The sequence below is a fragment of the Rhizobium anhuiense bv. trifolii genome (assembly GCF_024346605.1).
Lineage (GTDB): Bacteria > Pseudomonadota > Alphaproteobacteria > Rhizobiales > Rhizobiaceae > Rhizobium > Rhizobium anhuiense.
In genome coordinates this window covers 190,585-204,208 of sequence record NZ_CP098801.1, presented here as the reverse complement: position 1 = coordinate 204,208, position 13,624 = coordinate 190,585, and the positions used below count along the sequence as shown (strand labels likewise).

The window sequence follows — 13,624 nt, the reverse complement described above, 5'->3', positions numbered from 1 at the left end:
TCACTCTGGTGCAATGACGCCCTTGCGTAGAATGACGCTCCCGTAGAAGCGCCTCTCTCCCGTCACCACGACTGTGTGGGCGGCGCGAACGCGGTCTTTAAACTCGTCGGGCTCCACTGCACTCAGTTCAACTGCTTTACCTTGTGTCTTCTCGAGGCCGGCGCTGTAGTCTTCGAAGACCGGCAAGATCTTGGCGGCATCGCCTTCGGCCATCATCCGCCATGCCACATGCGGTTCCTGCTCTTCCAGTGGGAAGATCTTAAGGATGGCTTCCAGCGCTCTTGGGCCAGAAATGCCATCGAGGCGAATGAGACGTTCGTCGCCTGGATCGCAAGGGAAATTTGCATCAACGATCGCAATATCGTGTCGATGTCCCATCGATCGAAGAGCGTAAAGAAGTTCTGGAGAGAGAATTGGGTCGATTAGCTTCAGCATTTGTTTCCTCCACTGGCTGGCTATTTGCGTTTGTATTATACAAATACAAATAGGCTGTCAAACATGTTTGGCGATAGGTCTGGAATTAAACGGTGGGTAGTTCCGGAAGGTCGAAAAGGCTCTCGCGAAGAAGGGCTGCAGCGCCGATGGCGGCCCCGTCACCACCGAACCTGGCAACCGATATTGGCGGTACGTTAAACCCGTGGACGAGGTTTTCGGAAAGCAGGCTCTCGACGCGCTTCGATACTCGCGGATAGAGGACGGCAAGGGGCCCCCCCAGCACGATCGCTTTCGGATCAAGGATATGAATGAGATTCAGGAAACCGGTCGCCAGCGCCAAGGCCCATTCGTTGAGTGCCTCATCGAGAGCCGAGGATCCTTCCAGCGTCACAAGTTTGGCCAACCCTTCCGGAATCGGGACATCGTGTTCGATGAAGGGAAGAAACTTCTGATAACCGGCCAAAATTTCGAAAGTGTGTGTCGCCGCCATTCCAGGCTGTCCGCCCATGACCATATGTCCGACTTCGCCACCCAGTCCGTGGGCACCCTCGACGACGCGGCCCTGACGGAGATGGGCACTGCCGATGCCCTGCGCGAGCAATAACAGAAGCACGTCGCTCAGGTCGTTTTCCGATGCGTCGGCCGCTACGGCACTCGCAAGAGCAACCGCGTCGTTGCAAATTTGGACCTTCAGTGAGGATTGCATCGCATCCGACATCGCCGACATGACGTCGACATCACGCCAACTCAGCCATGGCGCAGAAATTATACGGCCTTCACGCACGATGCCTGGAGCGGAGATACAAACGCCGCGCACGCGCGATGCCTGTACCTTCGATATGTCGATCAATTCCTTGGGCAAGGTCGCGAGCAGCTCAATGACTCGCTTCGGGTCATCATAACGGTCGGCGATCGACACGATCCGCTTTGCGACGACATGCATCGAGAAATCGATCAAAACGGCGTTGATTTCAGCCGAGGAAATATCAAGTCCGATAAAGTAGGCGCCGGCCGGGTTCAGCGACACGAGCGCGCCTGGACGCCCGGCGCCGTTGGCTTCAGCGCTCTCATTGAGGTCGATAACCAGATTTTCTGACAGCAGCTGTTTTATCGAGTTGCCGACGGTCGCCCGCGTCACGTTCAGTTCGCGTGCAATATCCGCGCGCGACAAAGGGACGTCTCTACGCAAGACGCGAAGGCACCGCACAGCATTCATGTGTCGTAAGACACTGTTCGTCGTCAATGTTCCTCCTAGAGACAACATGTGTCGGTCAGGAGCTGTTTTCGGGCATCGGCAAAGCACTCGAATCGTTGCCGAAAGTATCTGTAGAGGCAGTAGCAGATGCCCGCGTGCAAGCAAAGGTTAGGATAGACGACCCATTCATGCGATCGACCATCCACCGTCAACCAACAGATTGGCGCCTGTGACAAGAGATGCAGCAGGAGATGCGAGATAGACAACAGCGCCGACGACATCATCGGTATCGCCGATCCGCCCCAGCGGAATATGGCCCACCGTCCGAGCGTAGAAATCAGGGTCAGCGAGGACCGGCCGGGTCGAATCCGTCCAGATGAAGGTCGGTGCGACGGTATTGACCGTGATGCCGTAATGCGCCCATTCCGCGGCCAAGCACCGGCTCAAATGGTTGATTGCTGCCTTGCTCATGCAATAAAGCGCTTCACCGCGAAGTGTCACCGTCCCGGCCTGCGAACTGATGTTGATGATCCGGCCGCTTTTCTGCCCAATCATATGACGGGCGACGGCCTGCGTGACAAGAAACGTGCCTTTGATGTTGACGTCGAGAATTTGGTCAAGGTCCTTCTCCTCAACGAGTTCCGCAAGATTGCCCGGGGCGACGCCGACATTGTTCACCAGCACGTCGATTTTTCCGAATGCGGCAACTGCCTCAGCAACGGCGTCCGAAATCTGGCCGGTGTCTGAGATATCCATTGTAACTGCGAGAATGCGCCGACCAGTTGTTTTCAGTTCGGCCACCAGGTCGGCAACCGCCTCTACGTTGCGGACGCCGATGACGACATCGGCGCCGGCCGCCGCGCAGGCGAGCGCACAGGCGCGACCGATCCCGCGGGCCGCGCCGGTGACCAGCGCCACTTTTCCATCGAGACTGAAATTTGGTGCTTTGACTGTCATGTTTCTATCCATTCCGGGGTTGGTGGGCCTTATGCCATCGCGGCGGCAAGTCGGGCGGGCTTGCGGCCGAGGATGATCATTTCCAGGGCGTCGTCCTGTGTCAGCTCGCTTGTAGCGTAGGAGCCTACAACTCGGCCTGACTTCATGACGGTGATCCTGTCAGACAGCGCAAAGACATCGTGCATGTCATGACTGATGAGAAAGATACCCAGACCCTGCTTTTTGAGCTCCTGGATCAGTAGGCCGACATTTTTTGTCTCCTCAGGACCCAGAGCTGCCGTCGGCTCGTCCATAATGAGGATCCGCGCATTGAAATGAAGGGCTCGCGCGATGGCAACAGCTTGACGCTGCCCTCCGGACATCGACCTTACAGACGACGTCAGAGAAGGAATCCTCAGCCGCATGCGCTCGATCGTCTGTCGGGCGCCATGCTCCATCGCCTCGGTGTCCAGGAAGCCGAAGCGGTCCGTCTGTTCGCGTCCGAGGAAAAGGTTGGAGATCGCGTCGAGATTGTCGGCAAGCGCCAGTGTCTGATGGATTGTCTCAATACCGAGTTCCTGCGCGTCATGCGGCGAGCGGATATCGACGGTCTTGCCATCGATGAGGATCTCGCCGCTGTCTGCGGGGAAAACCCCTGAAAGCATCTTGATGAAGGTCGATTTGCCAGCACCGTTGTGGCCGAGCAGAGCGACGACTTCGCCAGGCAAGAGCGACACACTGACATTTTCCACCGCGTGAACGCCGCCAAAGGCCTTGTTGACGTTGCGGGCTTCGAGCAGTGGGGTTGTCATGATGGTCTCCTTTCGCGCCACATTGTATCAATCCAGACGGCAAGCACGAGAACCGCGGCGAGCACCATGCTCTGCAACGGGCTTGCGATGCCCATGAGAACCATTGCGCTTTGAAGGCTCTGCATGATCAGGGCGCCGACGCAGCCGCCGAGGATCGTCCCCGCTCCACCTGCAAGCGACGTCCCACCAATTACGGCGGCGGCAATGACGTAAAGTTCCATCATCGTGCCCGCTCCGCTTGCAGCGGCATTCAATCGGGCCGTCAGCACGATGGAGGCCAAACCGGAAAGGAACCCCATCAACACGAAGACCTTGAGGACCACGCGCTGGGTATTGATGCCCGTTAACCGGGCGCTCAGCGGATCGCCCCCGACTGCGAAGACATGACGTCCGAACCTGTGTCGTTTGGCGATAATCGTCATCAGCGTCGTCACTGCAATCAGAATGAGCACAGGCACGGCCAATCCCATGGACTCTGTCGTTCCCGGTCGCTTGTAGCTGTTCATGACTGCGACAAGACCGAATGCGCAGACGCACCAGAGAGCCGCCGAGACAACGTCGAATGCCGTCAACGGATTCTGAACGCCAAGCGATTTCTTGCGCTGATATCTGCGCACAAGATTGAAGACGATATAGGCGGTGACGGCGGCGGCGGCGGCCCAGCTCAATGCGGCCCCGAGAACGCCGTTCTGTCCGCCGCCGAGATTCTGGAATGTCGCGCTCAGTGGGGCGATCGTCGTGCCGTCATTCAGCTCATAAGCAGCATTGCGCAGGAAAAGCAGTCCACCGAGGGTCACGACGAATGACGGTATTCGCGCATAGGCGACAAGTGCGCCTTGGAGCAAACCGATGACCATGCCACCCGCCAGCATGACAAGGCAGGAAATCCACCAGGCGTGCATGCTGTCGGGAAGCCAGTTGCTCTGTACGAGACCACCGAGAACCCCGAGAAAGCCGACCTGAGATCCGACCGACAGATCGATATGGCGCGTAACGATCACGAGAATCATGCCCGATGCCATGATCGCCACGACGGAAACCTGCAGCGAGAGATTGAACAGGTTTCGCGGCGACAGGAATACGCCATTGGTAAGGGCATTTGCGCAAAGCCAGATCAAGGCGAGGACGATCACCATCGCCACGAGGCGAGTGTCGCGGCCACCTCCCCCGATCCCTTGTAGCAGTCGGGGGAGAAGCTTCGTTGAACTGGACGCAGGTTGGAGAATAGATGTCATGACAGAACTCCAGCTGGGACTGCTTATTCGCAGGCTTTCGGCGGGTTCTTCGTCACGCCTTTGCAAAGCACGTCTTTCGAAATCCAGTCGGCTTTCACGACGAGATCGAGATTGTCCCGAGTGATGGCGATGGGATCGAGGATGATCGCGGGCTGCGATGCGCCGGTGGACGTCTTGCCAGGCTTTACCCCTGTCACAGCGTCGATTTTTGTGCCCTTGATGATTTCGACGGCGGCATTTGCTGCGGCCAATCCAAGCGCGTTTGCGTCTTTCCAGACGGTCATCGTCTGCTCGCCCTTGGCAATACGGTTAAGGACGTTCTTGTCGCCGTCCTGCCCGGAAATGGCAACCTTGCCCAGAAGATCCTGGCTGGCGAGGGCCGCCGCCACCCCGTTGGCGATGCTGTCGTTCATGGCAAGTACCGCATCGACCTTGTTGTCGGTTGCGGTCAGTACCTGCTCCATGAGCGCTTGCGCGACGTCGGGCTTCCACTGCTCGACATTTTGCTGGGCAACGATCTTGATGTCACCTCTGTCGATCGCCGGCTGGATCGCCTGCATCTGGCCGCTCTTGAAAACCTGCTGGATCGTCTGGGCAGGATCCCCGTCCATCGAGACATAATTGCCTTTCGGCACCGCCTTCAGCAGAGCCTCGCCCATGACGCGGCCGACCGCCACGTTGTCGAAACTCGTGTAAAGGACATCGCCGGTGTCGATCGGCGCATCGTATGCGATCACGGCAATGTTGCTGCGCTTAGCTTCATCGATAACGGGAATGATTGCCTTGGCATCCTGAGCGACGACGACGAGGACTTTGACGCCGCGCGCAATCAGGCTCTCGATGTCGGCGGCCTGCTTCTGGGGATCGCCCTGCGCGTCGATGCCGACATAGGAAACACCGGCCTTGTCGAGAACGGATTTTATCGCGGCTTCATCGATTTTCCAGCGTTCGTCCTGGAAATAACGCCAGCTTACACCCACCGTGTCCTGAGCGGCAGCTACATTCGTCATCAGCGCAACAGCGGTGACGGCACCGGCGAGCATATGCGAAAACTTCGGCATTCTGTTCCTCCCTTTGAAAAAAGCGGCATGCGGTCTCCCGCCGCACGCTTTAGCAAGACCTCCCGTCATGCTATTTGTATTTGTTTAAAGCAGATACATATCGGAGTCAATTGGATTGTTGTTGAGGTTTCGCCGGCGGTCACCAGCATTTGGCCCGGCAGCAGCTAGGAGCTCATCCCATCGACAGTCTCTCATGGGTGCCAGTTTCCGGCTCGACACTGTCGGGGTCATAGACAAACAGGAAAGTCCATTTGATAATGAAATGGCATTTTTTCTTATGGATCGTACAAAATGGATGCCTTGACCGACGTAGTGCAACTGCTAAGACCTAAAACCGTCCTCATGGGCAGCATGGTGGCATATGGAGACTGGGGAGTTCAGGTTCCGTCGCAACCTGGTCCAATGTTGTATTTTATTATGGAAGGCTCGGCGCAGTTTCGTGCCGGTGACGGCGAAACGACGTCGTTGGAGACTGGCGATTTTATTCTATCGGGAAATCCCACAGCCGACATATTCTTTAGCCGGCCTGACCAAGAGATCGTCTTGTCTGATGAAGAGTTCAAGGCGCTCAACACGGTCGACGGAGAAATTAGGGTCGGCCAGGTTCGGTCGGGAACTCCGACGCGTATTATTGGCGGGTGCATACTCTGCGATCCGACGAATGCTGACTTGTTATCAGAGCTGCTGCCCACGCTTGTCCATGTCCGCGCTGAGGAGGGAATCGGAGCCCGTCTCGGCAACCTCATCGCTTACATACGTGATGAAGCGGCCAACTCCCGGGCTGGAAGCGACCTCATTTTGTCGCGACTTTTGGAGGTCCTGCTTATCGAAACGTTGCGGCGCGAAGCCTCGACACTTCCAAACCCTGGAATGTTGCGCGGCCTTTCCGATCCCCAGCTTGCTCGGGCTATCAGCGACATTCATTCAGACGTCCGCCGCGGCTGGACGATCGCCGAGCTAGCACAACGAGCCGGAATGTCGCGTTCGGCCTTTGCGCGGAAATTCTCTGCGGCTGTTGGCCTCGCGCCCGTTGAATACCTTCTCAGATGGCGGATGGCTATCGCCAAGGACACATTGCGCCATAGCCGGAGGTCGTTAGAGGAAGTCGCCGAAAAGGTGGGCTACCAATCTGCCAGCGCCTTCAGCACTGCTTTTAGTCAGAGGGTCGGCTGCCCACCGAGCGAATTTGCGCGGATGGCAGGTGCGACCTAGATCACGTTGGTGATCACCAATTCAGAGAAGAAATGAAGAGCCAACAAACAGCGAGATTAGGACGATACAAAACGGATTGAGGACGATCGATTATGGTTCGTCTTGGTTTGCAGATTTAGAAGGAACCATCCTAAAGACAAATTGGAGGTTCCAATGAAAACCATTCTAATCACTGGCTGCTCTTCTGGCTACGGCCTGGAGACGGCTCGTCACTTCCTCGCAAACGGTTGGAACGTCATCGCCACGATGCGTACGCCGCGTGAGGATGTCCTGCCGCGCTCGACGTCGCTTCGCATCCTGCCACTGGATGTCACGAGCGATGACAGCATCGCAGCCGCGGTTGCGACCGCCGGCCCGATCGACGTTCTGGTCAACAATGCCGGAATCGGCGTTGTGGGCGCGTTCGAAGCAACGTCCATGTCGCATATCCGCAAGATCTTCGATACCAACACCTTCGGCCTGATGGCCATGACCCAAGCGGTGATCCCGCAGATGCGCGAACGCCGTTCCGGCGCGATCATTAACGTGACGTCCAGCGTCACCTTGGCTGACATGCCTCTTGCAGCAGCCTACAAGGCCAGCAAGCAGGCGATTGAAGGCTTCACCGGGTCGTTGGCACACGAACTCGGCTATTTCGGTATTCGCACCAAGCTGGTCGAGCCAGGCTACGCTCCCACAACACGGTTTACCGAAAACACGTCGGTGCGCATCGAGGACATGATCCCGCCAGCCTATGCCGATTTTGCAGCTCCCATCTTTGCTGCCCTCGCAAAGCCGGCACTGACAACGAAGGAAACCGACGTCTCCGAGGCGGTCTGGGCTGCAGTGGCGGATACTACCGGTCAGCTTCGCTTCCCCGCCGGTCCAGACGCGGTCGAATTGGCACGCGCTGCGGGTATCATCTGACTTTTGGGTCAGTGGACCGGGCGGCGGAGGAACCTTTACTCTGCCGCCTGACGCCTCTCTGGGTATAACGGCCAACGACTAGGCGGAGCGCTGGAGCGGCGACGCCAGATGCTGCTCACTTCCCGCGCCTTGAAGGGAATCGAACCAAAGTCCACCACCTCCGATACACTACGCTGCTGTAACTTTTATGCTCAGCGTGGAAAGGTTCGTTCGCGACACATGGGTTCCATCATCGCTTTACGGCAACACATTTCACCTCAGCGAGGAGTCCCTGGTGCGCGAGCTCAGAGACACCTATCCGGGTCCACGCATAGGTTCCCTTCGGAAACACCTCGTTTTTGACAATCCGGAACACGTCCATGTGCTTCGACATTTCGACGTGATAGCTTGTCATTTCCACGATGTCATCGAACGTGCAATGAGCGGCTTCGAGGACAATCCGTAAATTGTCCCACATAGCTCTGAATTGCTCTGAAGGATCGTGAATAATCTTGAGATCCTTGGTCCGCCCGACTTGGCCGACGACGTAAATTGTGTCTCCAACTTTAACCGCGGGAGCATAGCCTGCTCGGCTGACGATCTCCTGCATCTCGTCGGGTATGATGATCTCTCGATCCATAGTGGTCCTCGCAATCGTTGGTGGTGCTAGCGGCACTGATACATGCGTCGCGAATTTTCAAGCGCCGCTGGATGAAAAAGTACAAACGGCCAGCGATGTCGGACAGTCCTTCACTTCGCCCGCCGGAGTGGCATCTGTACAAGGCGTCAGTGCAACTCAGCCGATGACGCTCTTCATCGTTGAGCCAGAGACGGCTGCGTCCCAGACGTGACGCAGCTAGCAAGTTCATCGAGACAGGCGCATTATGCAGAATGCATGCCGCCGCTACTTGGCAGCTTTGGCTGCTTCCTCGATAACCTTTGCGACTGCAGCAGCCTGCGAGATGTAGATAGCGTGGCTGCCCTCTACCTCTGTCACCGTTGAACCGGCACGGTTGTACATCCAGCGCTCCAAGTCGGGGTTTATCGTCATATCGTCCTTCGCTACAATTGCGTAGCTAGGCTTCACGTGCCACGCTGCGACCGAAACCTGCGCATTGGTGGCGACGACGGCAACAGGCATTTGAGACCGGGCCATGAACTCGGCTTGATCCTTCGGCAGATCTGCCCCGAAATCAGCAGCAAACTTTGCCCGGTCAACCAGCAGGAAGCCATCCTTGGACGGTTTGATATCGTTTGTGGGTGACGGCATAGACTGCAGCAATTGTGCTGTGCTTTCACCCTTTTCAGGCTGGAGCGCAGCGACATAAACAAGTGCCTTGACCTTGGGATCATTACCTGCTGCCGTGATGATCGTGCCCCCGTAGCTGTGACCGACGAGAACAACATCTCCGTCCTGCTGATCGACCACGCTCATCGTGGCTGCAATGTCCTGGTCCAGGCTTGTCAGTGGCTGCTGGACAATGCTGACATTGTAGCCGTCGCGGGTCAGGATGTCATAAACGCCGCGCCAGCCCGAACCATCCACGAGCGCGCCATGGACAAGCACGATGTTGCGCGCGCCCGCTAAGGCTGGGGCTGTTAGGGCAGCAGAAGACAAAAGCGCGGCAACAAGGCCAACGGCCGCTTTACTGGAGTTCGACATGGTCGGTAGTTCCTTGAGTTTTGTGCGTGGAATAACTGAGGCTCTGAAATCGCCTGAAGGACATGTCTCTCCTCTATCCAAGGAGAGACGGTCGTGATCGCTTGCGCTTACTGCTTGACGACAATTGGCGCCTTGATCGGCACCCGTTCATAGAGGTCGATAATGTCCTGGTTGAGCAGGCGCACACAGCCGGACGAAACGGCCTTGCCAATCGAGCGCCATTGCGGATTGCCGTGCAGACGATAGAGCGTGTCCCGGCCGCCGGAGAAGATGTAGAGCGCTCGCGCACCGAGCGAATTTTTCAGGCCCGGCTCCATGCCTCCGTTCGCGATCGAATTTTTGGCTAGCTCCGGCTGACGCGCGACCATCTCGTTCGGCGGTTTCCAACGCGGCCATTTCTGACGCCACTGAATGACACCGTTGCCCTGCCAGGCAAAGCCGTCGCGCCCAATGCCGACCCCATAGCGCATTGCGGTTCCTCCCGGCTGAATCAGATAGAGGAAGCGCGAGGGCGTATCGACAACGATCGTGCCGGGCGCCTCGCCAGTCGGGTTGAGGACCTGCTGGCGATAGTAGCGCGGATCGATCTGCTTGTAGGGAACCGCCGGGATCAGAAAGCCGGCATCCTCGATAGGACCGTACATGACGGCCAATTCGGAATCTGTCGGTGCAGGTGCGATGTGGACAGGGCCGATCGGATCCTGGAGAGGCGTCGACTGTCGCCCCACCATCCGGCCCGTGCCAGCGATAGAGGCGCACCCTGCCAGGGCCGAGGCCGCAGCGATCGCCGAAAGCGACAGGAGGCTGCGGCGGGATAACGAGGTATCAAAGCTCACGCTCAATCCTCGTCCTGCCACCTGCGCAGATCCGTCTGGTCATGATAGGCCATGCGATCAGGCGTGGTGATAAACTCAATCATCGTGCCCCACGGCGTGCGGCAATAGCAGACCTTGTTTCCAGGACCTTGTTCGGTTGCATAGGGAATAGCGCGTGGCGCCGTAAGGGCTGTTCCGCCGGCCTTCTCAAAGCGCTCAACCGATGCGTCGATGTCGTGGGTATAGACACCGAAATGCGTAATGCCGAAGTCGCTCGGTGTAACCGGCTGCGCTTGTTTGGGGCCGTGCATTTCGAAGAGCTCAATATCTGGGCCGGTTCCGATCTTAACCATCGCCTGTGCACGGATAACCGTTCCAGGGAATGCGCCCGTGGCCCGTTCGAATTCGGGTCCCTGCCGCGGAGGATCCTGAGGTCCGAAGGACTGATAGATCACCTGGCCGCCAAAAGCTTCCACAAGGAACGATTTTGCCGCTTCGATGTCGGGCACCGTGATGCCGATATGGTTTACGCCGCGAATTTGAGGTGCGGTCATTATAGTTTTCCTTTCTTGTTGAATCGATGAACGCGATCGGGCTCAATTTGCCCGGATCGCAGAGTTCACTTGGCCTTGAGGAAATCGATGAGAGCAGCGGCCACTTCATCCGGGCGCTCGTCCGCCACATAGTGACTGCAGCGGGCAATCGAGCCGCCCGTAACATCTGTGGCGAACTCCTTGAGCATCGGGACCATATGAGCACCGAAACGTTGCTCCCCGCCGAGACCTAAAACGGGTATCTCAAGCGGTCGCTTCTTGTACTCGAGCGCGGCCGCATGGTCGGCGGTCAGTGTGCGGTACCATTCCATGCCACCGCGCGTGCGGCCAGGGAGGGCCATGGCTTTCGCATAGATCTCGATGTCTTCAGGATTAAAGGTGCTGTGATCGTAAAACCGCTCCGCCATGAAGGCCGAAACATAGTCAAATTCGCGGCCATAAATCAGGCGTTCCGGCAGATCCCGATTAGCATGGAACGCGAAGTGCCAGATCTTTGCCGTCGTCGCCTCCCACTGGCTCCAGCCAGGAAGCGGAACATCGAGGACAGCAAGGTGAGTAACCGAATCTCGATAGATAGCGGCCTGCGGCAATGCGACCATTCCGCCAATGTCATGGCCACACACGGCATAGCGTTTATGCTCAAGGGCGAGCATTACTTCGTGCGCGTCGCGCGCCATCGTCGCCTTGTCATAGCCGTCAAGCGGGCAGTCGGAAAAACCCGCACCGCGCAGATCAATCGCCACCACGCTGAACTGCTCGGCCAGCAGCGGCATCACATGGTGCCATTCCCACCAGGTTTCCGGCCAACCGTGAAGCAGAAGGATCGGCGGGCCGGAGCCGCCCGTGGCGGCATTGATCTTGATGCCATTTGCCGGCACCAGCTGCTGGGCAAACCCTTCCAATGTTGGGATCATAACCTCTTTCCCGTCGATGTTGATGTTAAAGAGAGCTAACGACCAGCTCAGGGCTGATCGAAATCGGTAGCAATCGAGATATCGCGCCAGGTGTCGATATCACGGCGAAACGAAGCCAGCTTTCGCTCAGCGATCGAATGCGCGGCCGGACCGAGCGGTAGATGAAGCGGAGCGTCATCGGCGTCGACCGCCTGCAGGATCGCTGCAACCGCCTTGTCGGGATCGCCTGCCTGGTGGCCGTTATTGGTTTCGCGATAATGCCTGCGCGAACTCGCGGCGTATTCCGGCATCTCCATGGCCGCCATCGTGATCGAACGTCCAAGGAAGTCGGTCCGAAATGGCCCAGGCTCGACGATCAGCACGCGGATGCCGAACGGCTTCAGCTCGCCGGAGAGTGCTTCGGAAACCCCTTCAACCGCAAACTTGGCTGCATTGTAATATGCTGCGCCGCCGCTGCCCGCGATCCCTGCGCCAGAAGACATGTTGACGATCACTCCGCCCGAACGTCGCAGTGCAGGCAAGGCTGCCCTGGTGGTTTCGATAAGACCGAAAACGTTCACCTCGAACATCGGTCGATATTCTTCGGGCGTGCCTTCCTCGAGCGCGCCAAACAGTCCGTAGCCGGCATTGTTCACCAGCACGTCAAAACCCCCAAATGTCTCGACGGCCTTTGCGACCGCGGCATTGGCCGCCGCCGGATCTGTCACGTCGAGCGGCAAGGTGATCAGGCGCCCCTCGAATGGCTGAGCCATTTCTTCGATCGTTTTGACATTGCGGGCCGTTGCGACGACCCGATCGCCCCGCTGTGCTGCAGCGATCGCGAGCCGTTGTCCGAAGCCGCTCGAGCAGCCTGTGATGAACCATGTTCTCATGACGTTTCTCCGCTTGTTTTCGAAATATGACTTGAATCTAGATGTTTAGATTTGTACTTGAAGTGACAGTTTTGTATTTTCAATGTTCATTTTTGTAAGGGCTTGGCCGTGGAATGGAGTGACGTAAAAATCTTCCTTGCGATTGCGCGATCCGGCACGCTCGGCGGCGCTGCGCGTGCTCTTCATACAAGCCATCCGACCGTCGGCAGACGGCTGCGTGCCCTTGAGGAGGCGATCGGCCACACGCTCTTCCAGCGGACCGCGGACGGTCTCGTGCTTACCGAGGAGGGCCATGGGATCATCACTCTGGCAGAGCAGATGGAAGAAGGCGCGCTGGCCATGGAGCGCCGGCTCGCCGGGCAGGAGCAAAACCTCAAAGGCAATCTGCGCATCTCATCAGCAGACTGGTTCGGGGCCTATGTCCTGCCTCCCATCCTGGCAGATTTCTCGAAAGCCTACCCCAATGTAGACGTCGAAATCCTGACCGGCACTCGCCTGTTCAACCTCGCCCAAAGGGAGGCCGACGTCGCCTTTCGCATCGTTCCGTTCGACACTGCAGATGTCATTCAACGGCGGCTCTTCAGGCTCGAATACGGCGTCTACATCGCCGAGGAGTCGCTTGACCCTAAATATGGCGACGGGACAGGTTTCCGGCTGATCACCCACGATACTTCGACAGGGCAATTCGCCGACATAGCCTGGCTCGCCGAGAGTTTCCCGAACGCGAGACCCGTGCTGCGATCAAACAACCGAAACGTCCAGGCACGAATGTGCAAGCAGGGCGTTGGGATCGCCGTCCTGCCCCGCGTCGTGGGCAATCAGATCCCGGGTATCCGCAGACTGGAACTACCTAAGCCCCCGCCGGCGCGAGACATCTGGATGGGATATCACCGGGACCTGCGACGTCTTCAGCGTCTTCGGGCGTTTATCGCGACCGTCTCGGACCACCTCACAAATACCGCTGCATGGTAAGCCGCCCGAAGAAGATCGATTTTCCCCGCCGATCCACGGCTGCGGTAGCACACGCGCGACAGA

At 57.8% G+C, this 13,624-nt stretch carries 15 protein-coding genes; 3 read left to right on the top strand and 12 right to left on the bottom strand.

Annotation, left to right across the window (positions count from 1 at the left end; all coding sequences use genetic code 11):
- The 6 genes from NE851_RS00940 to NE851_RS00915 all read right to left on the bottom strand — a co-directional run bounded on the left by NE851_RS00940 (position 1) and on the right by NE851_RS00915 (position 5,674).
- Positions 1-435 (bottom strand): RbsD/FucU family protein, encoded by a 435-nt coding sequence (locus tag NE851_RS00940; protein ID WP_254955712.1) that lies wholly within the window; start codon positions 433-435, stop codon positions 1-3.
- A gap of 85 nt (positions 436-520) precedes the next feature.
- Entirely contained in the window at positions 521-1,606 is a 1,086-nt protein-coding gene (locus NE851_RS00935; protein ID WP_162692156.1) for an ROK family protein, read from the bottom strand.
- Positions 1,607-1,816: 210 nt separating this feature from the next.
- Complete coding sequence (locus NE851_RS00930) at positions 1,817-2,587, bottom strand: SDR family NAD(P)-dependent oxidoreductase (protein ID WP_168333835.1); 771 nt, start codon at positions 2,585-2,587, stop codon at positions 1,817-1,819.
- Between the two features lie 29 nt (positions 2,588-2,616).
- On the bottom strand, positions 2,617-3,378 hold the full coding sequence (locus NE851_RS00925; protein ID WP_065659035.1) for an ATP-binding cassette domain-containing protein: 762 nt from the start codon (positions 3,376-3,378) through the stop codon (positions 2,617-2,619).
- Positions 3,375-4,613: a sugar ABC transporter permease gene (locus NE851_RS00920; RefSeq protein ID WP_168333834.1), complete on the bottom strand. Its 1,239-nt coding sequence runs from the start codon at positions 4,611-4,613 to the stop codon at positions 3,375-3,377. Before NE851_RS00920 ends, NE851_RS00925 begins: the two co-directional genes overlap by 4 nt.
- A 23-nt stretch (positions 4,614-4,636) precedes the next feature.
- Positions 4,637-5,674 carry a substrate-binding domain-containing protein gene (locus NE851_RS00915; RefSeq protein WP_206115002.1) on the bottom strand — a complete coding sequence of 346 codons (1,038 nt, stop codon included), beginning with the start codon at positions 5,672-5,674 and terminating at the stop codon, positions 4,637-4,639.
- Between the two features lie 291 nt (positions 5,675-5,965).
- Between NE851_RS00915 and NE851_RS00910 the strand changes: the two genes are divergently transcribed.
- Positions 5,966-6,886 (top strand): AraC family transcriptional regulator, encoded by a 921-nt coding sequence (locus NE851_RS00910; RefSeq protein ID WP_254955692.1) that lies wholly within the window; start codon positions 5,966-5,968, stop codon positions 6,884-6,886.
- A gap of 153 nt (positions 6,887-7,039) precedes the next feature.
- A complete protein-coding gene (locus NE851_RS00905) occupies positions 7,040-7,792 on the top strand; it encodes an SDR family oxidoreductase (RefSeq protein WP_111800550.1) in 753 nt (250 codons plus the stop codon).
- A 229-nt stretch (positions 7,793-8,021) separates the two neighbouring features.
- Here the strand turns inward: NE851_RS00905 and NE851_RS00900 are convergent, their stop codons facing one another.
- The 6 genes from NE851_RS00900 to NE851_RS00875 all read right to left on the bottom strand — a co-directional run bounded on the left by NE851_RS00900 (position 8,022) and on the right by NE851_RS00875 (position 12,589).
- Entirely contained in the window at positions 8,022-8,411 is a 390-nt protein-coding gene (locus NE851_RS00900) for a RidA family protein (RefSeq protein ID WP_111800549.1), read from the bottom strand.
- Positions 8,412-8,675: 264 nt separating this feature from the next.
- Positions 8,676-9,434, bottom strand: coding sequence for an alpha/beta fold hydrolase (locus NE851_RS00895; RefSeq protein ID WP_254955688.1), 759 nt, complete (start codon positions 9,432-9,434; stop codon positions 8,676-8,678).
- Positions 9,435-9,541: 107 nt separating this feature from the next.
- Positions 9,542-10,276 (bottom strand): L,D-transpeptidase, encoded by a 735-nt coding sequence (locus NE851_RS00890; RefSeq protein WP_438270071.1) that lies wholly within the window; start codon positions 10,274-10,276, stop codon positions 9,542-9,544.
- Complete coding sequence (locus tag NE851_RS00885) at positions 10,273-10,803, bottom strand: VOC family protein (RefSeq protein WP_111800547.1); 531 nt, start codon at positions 10,801-10,803, stop codon at positions 10,273-10,275. Before NE851_RS00885 ends, NE851_RS00890 begins: the two co-directional genes overlap by 4 nt.
- Before the next feature lie 65 nt (positions 10,804-10,868).
- A complete protein-coding gene (locus NE851_RS00880; RefSeq protein WP_111800546.1) occupies positions 10,869-11,717 on the bottom strand; it encodes an alpha/beta fold hydrolase in 849 nt (282 codons plus the stop codon).
- 47 nt (positions 11,718-11,764) lie between these two features.
- Entirely contained in the window at positions 11,765-12,589 is an 825-nt protein-coding gene (locus tag NE851_RS00875) for an oxidoreductase (protein ID WP_254955678.1), read from the bottom strand.
- 108 nt (positions 12,590-12,697) lie between these two features.
- Between NE851_RS00875 and NE851_RS00870 the strand changes: the two genes are divergently transcribed.
- On the top strand, positions 12,698-13,561 hold the full coding sequence (locus NE851_RS00870) for a LysR family transcriptional regulator (protein WP_254955676.1): 864 nt from the start codon (positions 12,698-12,700) through the stop codon (positions 13,559-13,561).
- Positions 13,562-13,624: the final 63 nt, after the last annotated feature.

Coding starts and splice junctions, on each gene's coding strand:
- NE851_RS00875 (WP_254955678.1), bottom strand. CDS start 12,589: ATGAGAACATGGTTCATCACAGGCTGCTCGAGCGGCTTCGGACAACGG.
- NE851_RS00915 (WP_206115002.1), bottom strand. CDS start 5,674: ATGCCGAAGTTTTCGCATATGCTCGCCGGTGCCGTCACCGCTGTTGCG.
- NE851_RS00880 (WP_111800546.1), bottom strand. CDS start 11,717: ATGATCCCAACATTGGAAGGGTTTGCCCAGCAGCTGGTGCCGGCAAAT.
- NE851_RS00885 (WP_111800547.1), bottom strand. CDS start 10,803: ATGACCGCACCTCAAATTCGCGGCGTAAACCATATCGGCATCACGGTG.
- NE851_RS00925 (WP_065659035.1), bottom strand. CDS start 3,378: ATGACAACCCCACTGCTCGAAGCCCGCAACGTCAACAAGGCCTTTGGC.
- NE851_RS00910 (WP_254955692.1), top strand. CDS start 5,966: ATGGATGCCTTGACCGACGTAGTGCAACTGCTAAGACCTAAAACCGTC.
- NE851_RS00895 (WP_254955688.1), bottom strand. CDS start 9,434: ATGTCGAACTCCAGTAAAGCGGCCGTTGGCCTTGTTGCCGCGCTTTTG.
- NE851_RS00900 (WP_111800549.1), bottom strand. CDS start 8,411: ATGGATCGAGAGATCATCATACCCGACGAGATGCAGGAGATCGTCAGC.
- NE851_RS00905 (WP_111800550.1), top strand. CDS start 7,040: ATGAAAACCATTCTAATCACTGGCTGCTCTTCTGGCTACGGCCTGGAG.
- NE851_RS00920 (WP_168333834.1), bottom strand. CDS start 4,613: ATGACATCTATTCTCCAACCTGCGTCCAGTTCAACGAAGCTTCTCCCC.
- NE851_RS00940 (WP_254955712.1), bottom strand. CDS start 435: ATGCTGAAGCTAATCGACCCAATTCTCTCTCCAGAACTTCTTTACGCT.
- NE851_RS00930 (WP_168333835.1), bottom strand. CDS start 2,587: ATGACAGTCAAAGCACCAAATTTCAGTCTCGATGGAAAAGTGGCGCTG.